The organism is Ramlibacter sp. (assembly GCF_035548915.1).
GTDB lineage: Bacteria > Pseudomonadota > Gammaproteobacteria > Burkholderiales > Burkholderiaceae_C > Ramlibacter.
The window spans coordinates 171,461-186,376 of sequence record NZ_DASZSE010000050.1 but is presented as its reverse complement, the minus strand read 5'-3'; the positions used below and the strand labels follow the sequence as shown (position 1 = coordinate 186,376).

Sequence of the window (14,916 nt, the reverse complement as noted above, 5' to 3'; positions counted from 1 at the left end):
TGATGGGTGCATCGAAATCGGCAGCGGAGCGCGCGGCGCGCATCGAACTCGCGGGCGCCTATCGGCTGGCGGCCCACTATGGCTGGGAGTATCTGATCTACAACCACATCGCCTTGCGCGTGCCGGGCGAGTCATCTTTTCTGGTCAAGCCGCACAGCCTGTGCTTCTCCGAGGTGAGAGCGTCGGACCTGATCAAGCTCGGGCTCGACGGCAAGCCCGCCACGTTCGAAGAAGACGTCAACACCGCGGGGTTCGTCATTCACACGGCGATACTCAACGCGCGCCCGGACATCCATTGCACGTTGCACGTGCACACGGCCGTCGGCATCGCGTTCGCCGCCCTGAAGCGGGAGCTGCTGCCGCTCAACCAGAACGCGATGCGTTTCTACAAGCGGCTGTCTTATCACGATTTCGAAGGCTTCGCGACGGAGCTCGACGAAGCGCGAACGCTTGCCTCCGACCTGGGCCCCAGCAACACGGCCATGGTCCTGCGCAATCATGGCTTGCTCACTTGCGGCGAAGGCGCGGCGGAGGCCGTGTCCACGATGCTGGCGCTCCTGCTTTGCTGCGAAGCGCAGCTCCTCGTCCACGGCAGCGGGGCCGAATACGAGCTTCCGCCCCCAGCGATCTGCGAGCACAGCGCCGCGCAGAACACGGCGATCCGCCGCCAAGTGGCCGCCCAGGAGCGCGCCGCTTTCGACCGGCTGCTGGACCGCATCGATCCATCCTACAAGCTCTGAACCTGAAAGCACCCGATGAATGTCGCTCGCAGACTGTTGCTGGCCGTGTGGCTGGCCGTGCCGTGCCTGGCGATCGCACAAGCGGACCGATATCCGGAACAGCTCGTGAAGATCGTGGTCCCGTATCCACCGGGCGGCTATTTCGACCGCATCGCGCGGATCATGGCCGAGCAACTGCAGGCCGGACTGAAACAGCCCTTCATCGTGGAGAACCGCGTCGGCGGCAGCGGAATCGTCGGCTCCTCGTTCGTGGCGAAGGCGAAGCCGGATGGCTATACCCTGCTGATCGGCGGACAGACCCAGAGCGTGACCGCGCTTCTCGTGAACCCGAAGCTGGCCTCGTTCGACAGCATACGGGACTTTTCACCCATCGCCCTGCTGGTCGAGGCGCCGAACCTGCTGGTCGTCAACGCCGAATCGAAGATATGGACCATGAACGACCTGATTGCATACGTGAGGGCGCGGGGAGGGAAGGCGAGCTACGCGAGCAACAGTTTCGGGACCGGCACGCACCTCATGATGGAACTTCTCAAGAGCCGTCTCAACCTGGACATCCAGCACGTCCCCTACAACGGGAGCGCTCCGGCGATGACTGCCCTGGCCGGTGGGCACGTGGACGCGCTGTTCTCGTCGGTGCTCGACATCATGCCGCTCATCAAGGCGGGAAAGGTGCGTGCCATTGCCGCGACCAGCCCGAAGCGTTTGCCCGTCCTGCCGGATGTGCCGACGATGACGGAGGCGATCGGGCCGGGTTTCGAGATGTCCACGTGGATCTCGCTCGTGGCCCCCGCAGGGACGCCGCCCTCCGTCATCGCGAAGCTCAACTCCGAGGTCAATCGCATCCTCGCCGATCCCGCGGTCGTCAAGCACATCTCCCCCGCGGGCGAACTCACCATCCTGGGCGGCAGGCCGGAACGTGTGACGACGACCATCCGCTCCGAACTTGAAACCTGGGGCAAGCTCGTTCGCGACAAGAATATCGTGGTCGAGTGACGGCGAAACTTCACACGAAGCGGAATTCGAACCGACCGAGCGCGCCATAGTCGACATCGAACCGGTCGCCTTGCCTTGCGGCCACGGGCCGGGTGAAGGATCCCGCGAGGACGATCTCTCCGGCGCGAAGGGATTCGCCCCAGGGCGCCAGCTTCCGCGCGAGCCAGGCCACGCCGATCGAAGGATCGCCCTGGACGCCCGCCGCGAGGCCTGTTTCCTCGACGACACCGTTCTGGCGCAAGATCGCACCTGTCCACGCAAGGTCGACGCCGCGGGGGTCGACCCGGTGGCCGCCCATGACCAGGCCGGCATTCGCGGCGTTGTCGCTGATCGTGTCCTGGACCCTTCTCATCTGGCGCGTGTGGCGATCGAACTGTTCGATGCGCGCGTCGATGATTTCGACAGCGGGTGTCACGTACTCCGTGGCCGCAACGACATCCTGTGGCGTCACGCTTTCTCCGGACAGAGGCGCTTTCAGGACGAAAGCCAGTTCCACCTCGACCCGAGGCGCGATGAAGCGCGAAAAGGGGATGTCGCCAGGCGGGAACAGCATGTCGTCCAGCAGCGTTCCGAAGTCGGGCTCATCGATCTGGCTCGCCTGCTGCATGGCTCTGGACGTCAAACCGATCTTGTGCCCGACGGGCTTGCGGCCTTCGGCGATCTTCATCGCGACCCAGGCGCGAGAGATGGCGTAGCCATCGGCGATGCTGATTTCCGGGAACCTGCGAGAGAAGTGCTCGACCTGGACTCGCGTCTTCTCGCTGTGGTGCAGCTCTTCGGCCAGCGCCTGGATGGTCTCGGGATTCAATGGCAATGGGATCTCCTCATGTCGGGTCGGGAAAGCGGGTCGAAGGTGCCCAGCCGATGCACATTGCGGGAGCCGGCTTAGAATCAGGCGCGCGCCGGTTGCGCGGCTTTGGCGACAGGAACGACCGATGGATCTCGGATTGCGTGGAAGGAAAGCTCTGGTGTTCGGCGCCGGAAGCGGGCTGGGTGCGGCCATCGCGAAGGAACTTGCTGCCGAAGGCGCCCACGTCGCGCTTGCGGGCCGGCGTCTCGATGCGCTCCATTCCACCGCCGATGCCATCTCGAAGTCGGGAGGCACATCGTTTGCCATTGCATGGGACTTGGCCGACCTCGCGGTGATCGACGAGAGAGCCGCCGCTGTCGAAGCGGCGCTGGGCAAGATCGATGTGCTGGTGAACAACACGGGCGGGCCTCCGCCGACGCCTGCCGCTGCGCAGCCCGCCGACCTGTGGAAGGCCCAATTCGAGGCGATGGTTCTGTCGGTCATCAAGATCACGGACCGTTTCCTGCCCCACATGCGCGAGCAGCGATGGGGCCGCATCCTCACGAGTACGTCTTCGGGAATCACGGTGCCCATCCCCGCACTCGCGATTTCGAACACGTTGCGCGCCAGCCTGGTGAACTGGTCGAAAACCCTTTCGGCCGAAATCGCACGCGACGGCGTCACATCCAACATCATCGTGCCGGGAAAGATCGCAACCGCGCGCCTGCGGTTCCTCGACGAATTCACCGCCGGCAAGAAGAGTGAGCCCGTCGATGAAGTCACCGCGAGGAACGAAGCGGCGATCCCGATGAAGCGCTACGGCACCCCCGAGGAATACGCCGCCGCCGCGGCTTTCCTGGTGAGCGAGCGAGCGTCGTACATCACCGGCTCCGTGGTTCGCGTCGACGGCGGCGCGATCCCTTCGATCTGACCGGCGCGAGCCGCTGGCGCTCGTTCGGGCTTGCGGATCATGCAGGATACCCATCAAAGGTCCAGCACGAGAACCGGGCTTTTCGATCGCGAGCAGCACGGCAGAAATGCGTCGTTGCGGGCGCGCTCCTCGGGCATGAGGTAGATGTCGCGGTGGTCGGGCTCGCCCTCCAGCACGCGCGTGAGGCACGTTCCGCAGACTCCTTGCTCGCACGACGTATCCACATGGATTCCCGCAGCCGCGAGGCACTCGACAACAGTCTTTCCGGCGTCCACGCGGATCACCTGGCCGGTGCTCGCGATCTTCACGTCGAACGGTGAATCGCCGTCGATCGCAACGGGCGCCGCGCCGGCGAAGAATTCGTAGTGCAGCCGGTCCTCGGGCCAGCCGGATTTCCTCGCCGCCTCGAGTACGGCATCCATGAGCCCCTTGGGCCCGCAGACATAGAGTTGCGTGCCGGCAGGTTGATCCGAGAGGACGCGGGCAAGGTCGAACCACTGGCTGGGCGCGCCGTCGTCGAAGTGGAATCGCACACGATCCGCGAACGCAGACTCGCCGATGCGCCTGCGAAACGCGGTACGCTCCTCGCTGCGCGTGCAGTAGTGCATCTCGAAGTCCGCGCCCAGGACCGAGAGGCGCTCCGCCATGCAAAGTATCGGCGTGACACCGATGCCACCTGCGATGAGCAGGGACCGGTTCTCCGTTCCCGCGAGCGCGAAGTGGTTCTTGGGGGTGCTGATCTTCAGCGTGTCGCCGACCTGCAGGGCATGCATCGCGGCGGAGCCGCCGCGCCCCGCCTGCTCCCTCAGCACGCCCAGCATGTATCGGTGGCGGTCCGACGGGTCGTTGCAAAGCGAATACTGGCGAGTCATGTCGCCCGCGAGGAAGACATCGACGTGGGAACCCGCTGAAAACGAAGGCAGCGGGGCGCCGTCGCAGGCGACGAGTTCCAGCACGCAGATGTCGGGCGTTTCCTGCATCCGGCGCGCGACCTTGACCTGGTGCGTGTCCATGAGTTTGACGAAAAGGTTCGAAATCAGACTTCGGTGTCAATATTCTGGCGCCCGAGGCGCGCTATTTCGCGTCGGGCCGGCCCATTTCGAAGAGCGACTCCACCGCGGTGTAGTTGTAGCCGCCGAGCCTCGCGAGCGGCCGCGCGCGGGCAGAGTCGAAGCGGCCGGCGTCCGTGAGGTACTCGTCCGCCACGTGCACCGCGACCACGCGCCCGATCACGAGGCCGCAGTGACGTTCGCGAGGCGACTCCGGCATGAGGTCGACGATCCGGATCACGACGCACTCCAGCGCCGCCGGCGAGGCCGCGACCCTCGGCGTTCGGATCTTCGTGTTCGCCGCCTTCTGCAGGCCCGCCAGTTCAAACTCGTCCGTGCCGGTGGCAACGGTCGCGGAAGTGGTGTTCATTGCGTGCCGCAGATCGAAGCTCGCAAGGTTCGCGCAGAACTCGCCCGTGGCGCGTACGTTGGCCAACGTGTCTTTCTCTTTGCGATCCGCGGGAGCATTGCACGCAAAGACCACCATGGGCGGCGTGGCGGAGATCGCATTGAAGTACGAAAACGGCGCGAGGTTCACGTTGCCCGCTGCGTCGCAGGTCGAGATCCACCCGATGGGGCGGGGCGCGACGATGGCGTTGAAGATGGAGCTCGGCCACTCCTTGCTGGTGTCGAAGAGCATCGGCGGCCCGCTACGCGGCCAGCTTGTCGCGATTGGTGGAAAAGCCCGGGCGGGATCCGAGCAATTGCGGTGCGTGCTTCAGGTCTTCCTGCCAGAGAAGGGATTCCATGTAGATGTGCAAGGGCTGGTCCTGGACGGTGAGCTCGTAGACCTGCTCCTCGTACGACGCGTGGTTATGCACGGCCCAGCCCGGCGCGGACAGCATGAGGTCGCCCGGGCCCCACTCGTAACGGTTCCCTGCGACCATGCTGAACCCGCGGCCCTTGAAGTAGTAGTTGATTGCCGCGGACACATGCCTGTGCGGGCGGTCCACGATGCCGCCGGGGCGGATCGTCATGGTCGCGAAGAAGCTCGGCGTGATCCCGTTGAACCGGGTCGTGAGCGGGTTGTACATCATGTAGAGACGCCGCCCGACATACGACTTTCCGAGAGCGACAAGCTTGTCGAGCTCCGCTTTCACCTGTTCCCAGGGAAAGTGCAGAGCCTTCGATTCCGCGGCGACCGGATTGATGAGCGTTTCGTACGGCATGAGCATGCCGCCCTCATCGCCGATGGCAAACGTGCCGAACGGGCTCTTGCGCGTGGGGTCATCGGTCCGTGCGTGGTCCGGCACCGGCCCCGCTTCCTGCGAGACGGGCTCCTCATCGGCCAAGTACACCTGCAGGTTCTGAAGCAGGGGCGCGTTCGAGTAGGTCAGCTTGACGACCGGTTTGCGCGAGGTGTTGTGATGCGTGTATGCCGAATACGACGGGTGGTTCCACACGTCGTACTGGCGGTGTCGGATGACCTTTCCGCCGATGCGGGTCTCGCCTTCGCCGGCGATGCAGAAATTCACCTCGGTGGCGTTGTGGCGGAATTGCTGCGTGCTTTCGCCCGGCAGCAGCACGCTCAGCCGGACCTGGATGCCGGGTGCGAGCCCGGGCGCCCGCGCGGGCGCCATGGGATGGGTGATGAGTGACTGGCGCCACCCATTGCCGGGCTTGGGGATCGAGCAGAGCCGCTCGATTTCCGCGTCGATCTGCGCTCGGGTGATGACCACCGGCGCCCAGTAGGAATTGGCATCTTCGGCCGGCTTGCCGGAGATGTCGGTGAAAAGTGCGCCCGTGGCGGCAAACTCTTTTTTCAACGCGCTCATTCGCTTTCCTTCCTCAAGCTTGGAAACCGTCCTCGAAGACGGAAGGGACGGGGGGCGCCAGCTGGAACGTGTTCACGACCAGGGCGTGGGTGACATAGCGGCCGACCAGGAAGACCAGCGTCACCGCTTCCGCCGCGGTGAAATGCTCCTGCAAGGCGGAGAAAGCGGCCTCGACGTTCTTGCCCCGGCTTTCGAGGGCAGCGAGCGCGAAGCGCTGCGCCGCCCGCTGGCCGGGGGTCAGCCCCAGCGCGTCGTCGGGCAACAGCCGCTCGACCTCGCGCAGCCAGTCGCTGCCCAGACCGGTTCGCACGCAGAGACGCTCGTGCTGGTTTCGCTCGTAGGCGTTGTCCATCCAGCCGGCGACAGTGAGCACGACCGTCTCGCCGATATCGAAGGCCAAGCCCTCTTTCAGCGCATCCGTTAGATGGAGGAAGTGCTGCAGGACCTGCGGCGCATTCGCGCCCACCTGGAACATTTCGCCGAGATAGCCGAGGCGCCGCACGCGCGGCTCCAGGTAGTCGGCAAGATCCTGCGGCATCTGCGCCCTCTCGATGCGGGGAATCCAGGCGTGTTGCATCGGTGTGTCCCCGGTCAGTACAGCGACGCGAGAGGCGTTCCCGCGCGAAGGTGCCCGCACAGGCGGGACCAGCGCCGGCCACATTCGACGGATGCCGCCGTCTGTGCGTCCGTCATGGGCCCGTAGGGCGGGCGTACGGGGCCCGGATTGCAATAGCCGGCCGCTTCGATCCGCGTCTTTTCCAGCTGGATATTGCACAGCGCGAACACTTCGGGGTTGAACACGATGGGCTCGATGGGCTGGTTGGCCCACGCGATCGCCGCGTCCAGCTCTTTCGCCCGCGCCGAATCGCCGCTCGCCAGCGCCCTCATCAGCGCCACGACCGGTTGGGGCCCCATGCTCGCGGCGGTGGCCCAGCAGGCAATCGTCGTCTCGGGACTCTCGGCGACGAACTTCGGGATGGTCATCTCGTTCGGGATGATGTTCACGCGTCCTTGCGTGATCTGGACGAGCTTGCGAAGGTCGCGCGGCATCGCGTATTTCGCCGAGGTGACCGTGGGCGCCGAACGCACGACGGCCTCCCAGAATTCATCGGGAAAAGTGAACCGGAATGCGCGCTGGTTGGCATACACCATGATCGCTACTTCCGGGAAGCCGCCCGATAGCTCCGCGAGATAGCGAACGGCCGCGTCCGCCGTCATGGGCTGCCAATGCGGCATGCCCAGCAGCGTGCCCTCGGCCCCGAGCTTGCGGATGAATGCCATCCGCCGCCACACTTCATGCCCCGATGCGGCCGTGGTACCGATGAATGTCGGTACGCGCCGCCGCGCCGTTTCGACCACGCAGGCGGCGAAGCTTTCATAGTCGTCCTGCGACAGGGTCGGGCATTCGCCGGTCGTGCCCAGGGCGATGAGGCCGTCGCAGCCATCGTCGATCAGGCAGTTCACCAGGCGCTCGGTTTCCTGGAGGTTCACCGTCGCGCGCGCGTCGAGGCGCTCCGCGCCGGGCAGGGCGGGCGTCGGCATGATCGCGTACGCGCCGCGGATATCCTTTGCGCTCAGCATGTCGATTCCTTTGCTTTCAGGCTTTCAGTGACATCGGTTCGTAGTCGCGAATCTCGTAGGTCCGGGCGCCGCCGGCGATGACCGGGTCCTTGTCGAACCAAGCCTTCACTTCCTCTTTCGAATTCGCCTGGCAGATCAGCACTCCCTGGATGCACCCGTCGGAGTAGTCCGGAAATTTCATTCCGTCGACGACCCGGCCGGCGGCGATGAGCGACTTGAGGTATTCGACGTGCTTCGGCCGCAACGCGTTGCTCGACTCGACGCTCAGGATCCGGTAGATGACAGCGAATTTCTTCATTGCAGTTGCTCCTTCACACTTTCACCCGCGTCGCCGTCGTGCGCGCGAAGATTTCCGCGGCATCCAGAAGGCGGCCGCAAACGCCTTGTTCATGCGCGAAGCCCAGAAATGCATCGAGCGTGGCGCGGTTCGCTTCGATGCCGTACGGCCAGAAATCCTCGCCCAGGATGGCTTTGGCCTGGTCGGCATAGGAGGGTATCCAGGGCAGGGGCACGGTCGAGGCCGTGATGTCCGAGATGCGTTCAAGGCTGCGGCGCTTCGCCTCCTCGAATGCGTCGAGCAGGTTCATCGCGACCCACGGATGCGCGTCGAGGACCGCGCGACGAACCGCCACGACGTGCATGATCGGGAAGATGCCGGTGCGTTTCCAGTACGCGAGTTCTTCCTGGCGCGAATCGGCGAACATCCGGCGAAGGCGCGGCTTTGCCTCGAGAAACGCGGCCGGCGGCCGTGCGGAGAAGACTGCATCGACTTCCCCTCGAAGCAGTAAGTCGTTGAGCGACTGGTCGGGAACGCTGCGACATTCCACGCCCTGCGGCAGCCGCAGCCCCACTTTTTCCTTGCGTCCGGCCTGATTCACGCCGGCCTGGACCCAACGGGCTTCGGCAAGAGGCACGCCATAGTCGCGTGAAAGCATGCCGCGTGTGTAGACCGAGGCGGTCTGCGCCCACTCGGGGACGCCGATGCATTTGCCGCGCAATTGCGAAGGTGAAGCCAGTTCGCTGTCTTGCCTGACATAGATCGACGAATGGCGGAACGCGCGCGACGGAAACACCGGGATCGCGACGATGTCGCAGTCGGGGACGGATGCCAGAGCCACATATTTCGCAAAGGACATCTCGGAGATGTCCCACTCGCGATAGGCGGTGAAGCGATGGAAAATCTCTTCGACCGGGCGCCTCTTCGCGACGACGAGCTCCATGCCTTCGGCAGTTGTGTCCCCGCTCAGCAGGTCGCGGGTGTGGTCGTAGTCTCCGACCGCGATGCTCAGGGTCAGCTTCGGCATGCGACTCCTTCAGTCGAGCTTCACGTTCACGTTCTTCGTGTACGTGAATTCGAGAAGCTCCTCGAAGCATTCCTCCCGCCCGATTCCGGACTGCTTGACGCCGCCGAAAGGCGCCCCGAGGAAATGCTGGCTGCTGTTGTTGACCCAGACATACCCGGTGTGGATGCGCGACGCGGCGCGGTGGGCGGTGGCGATGTCGCGCGTCCAGATCGATCCCGTCAAGCCATAGTCGACGCCGTTCACGGCCTCGAACATCTCGTCCTCGTCGGACCAGCGGAAGACGGACATGATCGGCCCGAACACTTCCTCCCGCGCCAGGCGCATGTGGGGCTTCACGTCGGCGAAGATCGTCGGCTCGAAGAAAAAGCCCTTGGCGAGCGCGGGGTCGGCGGGGCGTTTGCCGCCCGCCACCAACCGGGCGCCATCGGCCCGCGCGGACTCGACGAAGCCTTCGACCTTTTCCAGCTGTGCGCGGCTCACGAGCGAGCCCATCGTCGTCGCTGGGTCCGTCGGGATGCCGGGCTTGTGCAGCCTGGGAAGCTCCCTCGCGACGGCGTCGAGCACCTCATCGTGAATGGATTCGTGCAGGAAGACCCGGCTCGTCGAGCCGCAGCTTTGCCCCGACCACGTGAAATTCATGCCGCCCACGACTCCACCCACGAGCCTGTCGATGTCGGCGTCGGGATACGCGATCAGGGCGTTCTTGCCGCCCAATTCGAGCAGGACCGGCTTCAGGCCATCGGCGGCGCTTCGCATCACGGCTTTGCCCGTCGGAACGCCGCCGATGAGCGTCACCTTGCGCACCAGCGGATGCCGGGTCAGCGCCTCGCCGCACTCGCGCCCGCCCGTCAGGAAGTTCACTACGCCGGGCGGAAAAATGTCTTCGATCAGTTCCGCGAGACGAATCGTCGACAGCGGCGCCTGGTCCGGCGCCTTGACGACGACGGTGTTCCCCGCAGCAAGGGGGGCGGCAATGCGTAGCGCGGCGAACATGAGGGGATGGTTGTAGGCAATGATCCGCGCGACAACGCCGAGAGGCTCGCGGACCGTGTAATTCAGGTTGCCGCTTCCCATTGGAATGGTTTCGCCCTTCACCTCGGTGGCGAGGCCCGCGAAATACTCGAGGCCATCGGCCGCGATGCCCGCGTCCTTCGCCAGCGTGCTGACGGGGTTGCCGTTGTTCAGCGCGTCGAGCATCGCCAGTTCATGCGCGTTTTTCCGCAGGACCGCCGCGGCCTTGCGCAGCAGATCGCCCCGCCGCTGCGGGGGCATGGCGCGCCACGAGGTGAATGCGATGTTCGCCGCCGTCACCGCCGCGTCGACGTCGTCGGCTCCTGCCATCGGCGCCTTCATGATGGGCTCGTCGTAGGCCGGATTGATGGTGTCCGCGTATTCGCCCGACCTGGGCGCGTGCCACGCGCCGCCATAGAAGAGCTGCGTGCGGGTGGGGAGGATGCCCCGCGGGATGTCCTTGGTTCTCATGTCGATTCCTTCGCTCGCTCGCGATCGATCAGGTTGCCCAGCACTCGCCTGACCCTGACTGCCGCCGCATCGATCGAAAACAGGACTGGATGCAGGCTCTCGAGGTCCGCGGTTCCCATCACGGACTGGCAAGCTTCGATCATCGCGCCATCCTGTTCGGTCAGCCCGGCTTTCTGCCACCACCTGATGCGCTCGTCGATACTTTCGTCGTCGAGCCGGAAGTTGCGCGTGTGTGCGAAAAAATAGTGCGTGGTGAGCTCCGTCTCCGGCGTCATGAAGTGCGAGCCGGTGCGCAAGATGCCGGGTGTGATGCCGTCGACCGGGATCAGCGAGACGCTGTTGCGCACCAGCCCCGGCGGCAGCCAACGGAAATTGATGGAGTAGTCCACGCGGGTTTGCGGATCGTCGAAATATGCCGCGTATGCGGCCGGAATCGCGCTGCCGGGAATGAGATAGTGGCTGTGGACCGCCTCGCCGTCCTGGAAGACTTCGTGCTTGCTGCGCCGAAAGGCGTCGGTGCCGAGAAGGTCGGAATGGACGTATTGCGTGTGGCTCGCATCCATCAGGTTGTCGGCGATCAGCTCGTAGTGCGCGCGCACGTTGGCAAGCCCGCTCACCGTCTTGCGTTCGGGTGCGTCGAGGTAGCTGAAGTCCGGAATCTGCTCCTCGTCCGCGAGCGCGGCATCGCCCGGCCAGAGCCAGATCACACCGTGGCGTTCGGCCACGCGGTAGCTCGGTACCTTGCAGCCCGCGGGAACGGCGCCATCGCCGTGCGGATTGTGGACGCAGCGGCCCTGGCCGTCGAAACGCAGGCCGTGGTAGCCGCACTCGACCGAGCCATCCGCCAGGCGCCCCCGGTGAAGCGGAGCGAAACGGTGCGGGCAATAGTCGGCGATCATCGCCGGGCCGTCCTTGCCGCGGAACATGACGGTGGGCTCGTCGAAGAAACGGCGCGCCAGGAGCCGGTCGGGCGCGAGTTCCGAGCTCCATGCCGCCGCGTACCAGGTGTTCTTCAGATGTCTCATCGATGGGCTCGTCGTCGGGTTCCCGGCGCGCCGGCGCGCCTGTTCGGTGTCGCGCCGATTCTGGGGCGGGCTCCGTGACTGATCAATCTTGATTGCTCTTTCAACCCAGCGGCGTCATTGAGCGGACGATCAAGATTGATTCACGCGGGCGCGGCGTGGAATACTGCGGGCACGAGAACGAGAGGCATCGATGGGTGACGCCGTGATTACCGGATTGAGGAGCATCGAGCTCGAGGTCGCCGATGTTGCGCGATCGTTCGCCTTCTACGAGTCGGTCTGGGGCCTCGAGCGGCTGGGCGCCTCGCCGCACCTGCGCGCCGGCGGCATGGAGCATCACGCTCTATCGGTGTATGCGGCTGCCCAGCCGGGGTTGCGAAGCATCACCCTGGCCGCGCGGGATGACAAGGCGGTGGATTCGCTTTGCGAGAAGGCGCGCAACCACGGTGTGCCGCTGCTTGCGGCGGGGCATGAGCTCGAGGCCGATGACGGTGGTGGTTATGGCGCTTGTTTCGAAGCGCCGGGCGGCTTGCGGGTGCGGGTATCCGGCGGCGTCGCGCGGCAACAAGCGGGCCTGCGCGCGCCCGACAAGCCGGTGGAATTGACGCACGTGGTTCTCAATTCGCCGGACCTCGCGCAGCTCTCGGACTGGTTTTGCGGCTTCCTTGGCTTCAAGGTCAGCGATGAAACCGCGATCATGCGATTTCTTCGTTGCGGCGCCGACCATCACACGATCGCGATCGCTCGCGGGACTTGCGTCGGCCTGAATCATGCAGCCTTTCTCATGGAGGATTTCGATGGGCTCATGTATGGTTGCGGGCGTCTCACCGAGGCGGGCTACCCCATCGAGTGGGGCGTGGGCCGGCACGGGCCCGGCAACAATGTCTTCGCGTATTTCATCGACCCCGACGGACACGTGGTCGAATACACCACCGACATGGACCAGGTCGACGACACCTACGTCGTGCACGACGCCGCCTATTGGGGGAATTTCCCGCGCCGCCCCTGCCGCTGGGGCCTGGCCCGCAAGCCTTCGGAGCGGATCATGAAGGCAATGGCCGGAACGCCGCGCCGGCAGACGGACTCGGCCTAGCCGTTCAGTGCATCACGAAGCCGCCGTCGACGTTGAGGGTCTGGCCCGTGATGAAATCGCTGGCCGGCGATACGAGAAAGACCACCGTGCCGACGAGATCCGCGGGAAGCTGCGTCCGCTTCAGCGCCTTGCGTTCGTTGAGCGCCTCCATGCGCGCGGCGTATCCCGGGTCCGTGCTCGCGACCTGCGTGTCGCTCGCGGTGAATCCGGGCGTGACGGCATTCACGCAGATGTTGTCGTCGCCTACCTCCCGCGCGAGCGCACGCGTGAATCCGATCACTCCGGCTTTCGACGTGGTGTAGTGAAGGCGGTTCGGAGTGCCGTCGAACACCCGGTTGGATGAAATGTTCACGATCTTGCCGCCGCCGCGGCGCTTCATGTGAGGATAGACGGCGCGGCAGCACAGGAAGAGTCCCCGTGTGTTGACCGCCATCACTCGATCCCAGTCCGCTTCAGTGATGGAATGCCAGGGGCCGCGCGGCAGCGTGCTCATGAGAGCGGCATTGTTGATCAGCGCGTCGACCGTGCCGAAGCGGTCGACGACATGGCGCACCATGCCGTCGACCGAAGCCGCGTCGGCGACGTCGCATCGCGCGCCCGTCGCCTCCCAACCGGCCGCCGTCAATTCGTCCGCGCAGCTGTTCGCGGCCTTGCCGTCGATGTCCGCGCAGGCGACGCGCGCGCCGAGCCTGGCGAGCTCGAGGCAATACGCCTTGCCCAAGCCCGCGCCCGCGCCTGTGACGATGACGACGCGTCCCCGAATGTCGAAGAGTCCGTTTTGCTGTTCCTGCATTGCGATTTTTTCCAAGGCGGACCAATATAGAGTCTCTCCATTCACTTTATCAATGTTGATTGATGGTTCAAGACAGTTATGCCCAGCCGCCGGCCGGTGACAGCCAGGAGCGCTACCTCACGCGCGCCGAAGCCATGTCGCGCCTGGGCATCAAGGCGCAGACGCTCTATGCGTACGTGAGCCGCGGCTGGATTCGCCGCATGCGCAAACCCGGTGGCGGCAAGTCCAGCATGTACTCGCTCGACGACGTCGAAAAGGTCAAGGCGCGTGCCACGGCGAGGAGCAGCCACGGCGTCGCCGCGGCGGGCGCCATGCGCTGGGGCGAGCCCATTTTGCCGACCTCTGTAACGGAAATCACGGCCGAGGGTCCCCATTACCGCGGCCGATCCGCGGTCGCCATGGCCAAAGGTGGCGCGGCTTTCGAGAACGTGGCCGAACTGCTCTGGAGCGGCATGTGGTTCGAAGAACCGATCTGCTGGCAAATCGTGCGCATTCCCACGGGAATCGGCGCGCTGGGCCGGCACCTGCCGCTGCGCGAACGCAAGGACCGGCTGCTTGATCTTTTTGCCATGTCCGCGCTTTTCCTGGGCATGTCGCGAGGCACGGTCGCGCAACAGATGCAGACCGCCGCGCCCTGCGAAGCCGCGCGCGAGCTCATTCAAGTCATGGCGGCCACGATGGGCTATCTCACCCTGGCCGGTCGGCCGGAGCCGATGCGCGCGGGCGAATCGGTCGCGGCCGCTCTCCTGCGAATCCTGGGCGCCTCGCACCGCGGGGAGGACGCGGAGCACGCCCTGAATGCGATCCTCGTGCTTCTGGCCGACCATGAACTGACCGGTTCGACCTTCGCGGCGCGCGTGGCCGCGTCGGCTGGAACGTTCATGCACGGCTGCATCACCGCCGCGCTCACCACGCATTCGGGCCTGTACATCGCGCGCATCCACGACCGAGTGGAAAGCTTCGTGGCATCTTCGCGGGATCCTGACGAAATGCTCGCGCGTCTGAGGGAAGCCCAGCGCAATGGCAATACGCCGGCCGGTTTCAATCACCCGCTCTATCCGGGCGGCGATCCGCGCGCCGAATGCCTGCTGGAGATCGCGGCGAAGCTGGCCCCGAAGTCCCGCAAGGTGCGGCAGCTCATCAAGTTCCTCGATGCGGCGAAGGCGCAGCTGCACGTGCACCCGCGAGTCGAGATGGGCGCCGTCGCGGTTTGCAATGCCCTGCAGTTACCGCCGAAGACACCCAGCGCCTTGTTCGCGATTTCGCGGACGGCGGGCTGGGTTGCACACATCCTCGAGCAAAGGACTGCGGGTTTCCTGGTCCGTCCGCGGGCCAAGTACATGACCCCGGAAGTCTGAGACCG

At 65.2% G+C, this 14,916-nt stretch carries 17 protein-coding genes; 5 read left to right on the top strand and 12 right to left on the bottom strand.

Going from position 1 to position 14,916, the window contains the following annotated elements; translation table 11 throughout:
- Window positions 1-2: 2 nt before the first annotated feature.
- Together VHA82_RS22205 and VHA82_RS22200 are read left to right on the top strand one after the other, a co-directional pair.
- Entirely contained in the window at window positions 3-740 is a 738-nt protein-coding gene (locus tag VHA82_RS22205; RefSeq protein WP_325547349.1) for a class II aldolase/adducin family protein, read from the top strand.
- Window positions 741-755: 15 nt separating this feature from the next.
- Complete coding sequence (locus VHA82_RS22200; RefSeq protein ID WP_325547348.1) at window positions 756-1,733, top strand: tripartite tricarboxylate transporter substrate binding protein; 978 nt, start codon at window positions 756-758, stop codon at window positions 1,731-1,733.
- Between the two features lie 10 nt (window positions 1,734-1,743).
- Here the strand turns inward: VHA82_RS22200 and hpaH are convergent, their stop codons facing one another.
- The gene (gene hpaH / locus VHA82_RS22195; protein ID WP_325547347.1) at window positions 1,744-2,736 is read right to left on the bottom strand and encodes a 2-oxo-hept-4-ene-1,7-dioate hydratase; all 993 of its coding nucleotides are present in this window, start codon (window positions 2,734-2,736) and stop codon (window positions 1,744-1,746) included.
- On the opposite strand from hpaH, the gene VHA82_RS22190 reads away from it, so the two are divergent.
- Window positions 2,669-3,454: an SDR family oxidoreductase gene (locus tag VHA82_RS22190; protein WP_325547346.1), complete on the top strand. Its 786-nt coding sequence runs from the start codon at window positions 2,669-2,671 to the stop codon at window positions 3,452-3,454. The genes hpaH and VHA82_RS22190 overlap by 68 nt on opposite strands.
- A 53-nt stretch (window positions 3,455-3,507) precedes the next feature.
- Here VHA82_RS22190 and VHA82_RS22185 read toward each other — a convergent pair whose 3' ends face one another.
- From VHA82_RS22185 to VHA82_RS22145, 9 genes are all read right to left on the bottom strand, one after another.
- A complete protein-coding gene (locus tag VHA82_RS22185) occupies window positions 3,508-4,467 on the bottom strand; it encodes a PDR/VanB family oxidoreductase (protein WP_325547345.1) in 960 nt (319 codons plus the stop codon).
- Window positions 4,468-4,528: 61 nt separating this feature from the next.
- Complete coding sequence (locus tag VHA82_RS22180) at window positions 4,529-5,143, bottom strand: flavin reductase family protein (RefSeq protein WP_325547344.1); 615 nt, start codon at window positions 5,141-5,143, stop codon at window positions 4,529-4,531.
- A gap of 10 nt (window positions 5,144-5,153) precedes the next feature.
- Entirely contained in the window at window positions 5,154-6,278 is a 1,125-nt protein-coding gene (locus VHA82_RS22175) for a cupin domain-containing protein (protein ID WP_325547343.1), read from the bottom strand.
- A 13-nt stretch (window positions 6,279-6,291) separates the two neighbouring features.
- On the bottom strand, window positions 6,292-6,855 hold the full coding sequence (locus VHA82_RS22170; protein ID WP_325547342.1) for a hypothetical protein: 564 nt from the start codon (window positions 6,853-6,855) through the stop codon (window positions 6,292-6,294).
- Window positions 6,856-6,869: 14 nt separating this feature from the next.
- The gene (locus tag VHA82_RS22165) at window positions 6,870-7,859 is read right to left on the bottom strand and encodes a dihydrodipicolinate synthase family protein (RefSeq protein WP_325547341.1); all 990 of its coding nucleotides are present in this window, start codon (window positions 7,857-7,859) and stop codon (window positions 6,870-6,872) included.
- A 16-nt stretch (window positions 7,860-7,875) separates the two neighbouring features.
- The gene (locus VHA82_RS22160; RefSeq protein WP_325547340.1) at window positions 7,876-8,157 is read right to left on the bottom strand and encodes a YciI family protein; all 282 of its coding nucleotides are present in this window, start codon (window positions 8,155-8,157) and stop codon (window positions 7,876-7,878) included.
- Window positions 8,158-8,170: 13 nt separating this feature from the next.
- Window positions 8,171-9,163, bottom strand: a complete 993-nt coding sequence (locus tag VHA82_RS22155; RefSeq protein WP_325547339.1) for a 4,5-dihydroxyphthalate decarboxylase — start codon at window positions 9,161-9,163, stop codon at window positions 8,171-8,173.
- A gap of 9 nt (window positions 9,164-9,172) precedes the next feature.
- Complete coding sequence (locus VHA82_RS22150) at window positions 9,173-10,645, bottom strand: aldehyde dehydrogenase family protein (protein WP_325547338.1); 1,473 nt, start codon at window positions 10,643-10,645, stop codon at window positions 9,173-9,175.
- Window positions 10,642-11,670: an aromatic ring-hydroxylating dioxygenase subunit alpha gene (locus tag VHA82_RS22145; RefSeq protein WP_325547337.1), complete on the bottom strand. Its 1,029-nt coding sequence runs from the start codon at window positions 11,668-11,670 to the stop codon at window positions 10,642-10,644. The genes VHA82_RS22150 and VHA82_RS22145 overlap by 4 nt, the downstream gene beginning before the upstream one ends.
- A 190-nt stretch (window positions 11,671-11,860) precedes the next feature.
- Here VHA82_RS22145 and VHA82_RS22140 point away from each other — a divergent pair, with 190 nt between their 5' ends.
- Window positions 11,861-12,760 (top strand): VOC family protein, encoded by a 900-nt coding sequence (locus VHA82_RS22140; RefSeq protein WP_325547336.1) that lies wholly within the window; start codon window positions 11,861-11,863, stop codon window positions 12,758-12,760.
- A 4-nt stretch (window positions 12,761-12,764) separates the two neighbouring features.
- On the opposite strand, the gene VHA82_RS22135 is transcribed toward VHA82_RS22140, so the two are convergent.
- Window positions 12,765-13,553 (bottom strand): 3-oxoacyl-ACP reductase family protein, encoded by a 789-nt coding sequence (locus VHA82_RS22135; protein WP_325547335.1) that lies wholly within the window; start codon window positions 13,551-13,553, stop codon window positions 12,765-12,767.
- A 166-nt stretch (window positions 13,554-13,719) separates the two neighbouring features.
- The gene (locus tag VHA82_RS22130) at window positions 13,720-13,884 is read right to left on the bottom strand and encodes a hypothetical protein (protein WP_325547334.1); all 165 of its coding nucleotides are present in this window, start codon (window positions 13,882-13,884) and stop codon (window positions 13,720-13,722) included.
- Here VHA82_RS22130 and VHA82_RS22125 point away from each other — a divergent pair.
- The gene (locus tag VHA82_RS22125) at window positions 13,865-14,911 is read left to right on the top strand and encodes a citrate/2-methylcitrate synthase (protein ID WP_325547333.1); all 1,047 of its coding nucleotides are present in this window, start codon (window positions 13,865-13,867) and stop codon (window positions 14,909-14,911) included. The two genes, VHA82_RS22130 and VHA82_RS22125, sit on opposite strands and share 20 nt — an antisense overlap.
- The last annotated feature ends 5 nt before the right edge of the window (window positions 14,912-14,916 follow it).

Coding starts and splice junctions, on each gene's coding strand:
- VHA82_RS22145 (WP_325547337.1), bottom strand. CDS start 11,670: ATGAGACATCTGAAGAACACCTGGTACGCGGCGGCATGGAGCTCGGAA.
- VHA82_RS22165 (WP_325547341.1), bottom strand. CDS start 7,859: ATGCTGAGCGCAAAGGATATCCGCGGCGCGTACGCGATCATGCCGACG.
- VHA82_RS22180 (WP_325547344.1), bottom strand. CDS start 5,143: ATGCTCTTCGACACCAGCAAGGAGTGGCCGAGCTCCATCTTCAACGCC.
- VHA82_RS22200 (WP_325547348.1), top strand. CDS start 756: ATGAATGTCGCTCGCAGACTGTTGCTGGCCGTGTGGCTGGCCGTGCCG.
- VHA82_RS22140 (WP_325547336.1), top strand. CDS start 11,861: ATGGGTGACGCCGTGATTACCGGATTGAGGAGCATCGAGCTCGAGGTC.
- VHA82_RS22160 (WP_325547340.1), bottom strand. CDS start 8,157: ATGAAGAAATTCGCTGTCATCTACCGGATCCTGAGCGTCGAGTCGAGC.
- VHA82_RS22130 (WP_325547334.1), bottom strand. CDS start 13,884: ATGGGCTCGCCCCAGCGCATGGCGCCCGCCGCGGCGACGCCGTGGCTG.
- hpaH (WP_325547347.1), bottom strand. CDS start 2,736: ATGGCCGCACCCAGCCCGCTTCCGGCGCCGAACACCAGAGCTTTCCTT.
- VHA82_RS22125 (WP_325547333.1), top strand. CDS start 13,865: ATGCGCTGGGGCGAGCCCATTTTGCCGACCTCTGTAACGGAAATCACG.
- VHA82_RS22150 (WP_325547338.1), bottom strand. CDS start 10,645: ATGAGAACCAAGGACATCCCGCGGGGCATCCTCCCCACCCGCACGCAG.
- VHA82_RS22135 (WP_325547335.1), bottom strand. CDS start 13,553: ATGCAGGAACAGCAAAACGGACTCTTCGACATTCGGGGACGCGTCGTC.
- VHA82_RS22205 (WP_325547349.1), top strand. CDS start 3: ATGGGTGCATCGAAATCGGCAGCGGAGCGCGCGGCGCGCATCGAACTC.
- VHA82_RS22175 (WP_325547343.1), bottom strand. CDS start 6,278: ATGAGCGCGTTGAAAAAAGAGTTTGCCGCCACGGGCGCACTTTTCACC.
- VHA82_RS22155 (WP_325547339.1), bottom strand. CDS start 9,163: ATGCCGAAGCTGACCCTGAGCATCGCGGTCGGAGACTACGACCACACC.
- VHA82_RS22190 (WP_325547346.1), top strand. CDS start 2,669: ATGGATCTCGGATTGCGTGGAAGGAAAGCTCTGGTGTTCGGCGCCGGA.
- VHA82_RS22185 (WP_325547345.1), bottom strand. CDS start 4,467: ATGGACACGCACCAGGTCAAGGTCGCGCGCCGGATGCAGGAAACGCCC.
- VHA82_RS22170 (WP_325547342.1), bottom strand. CDS start 6,855: ATGCAACACGCCTGGATTCCCCGCATCGAGAGGGCGCAGATGCCGCAG.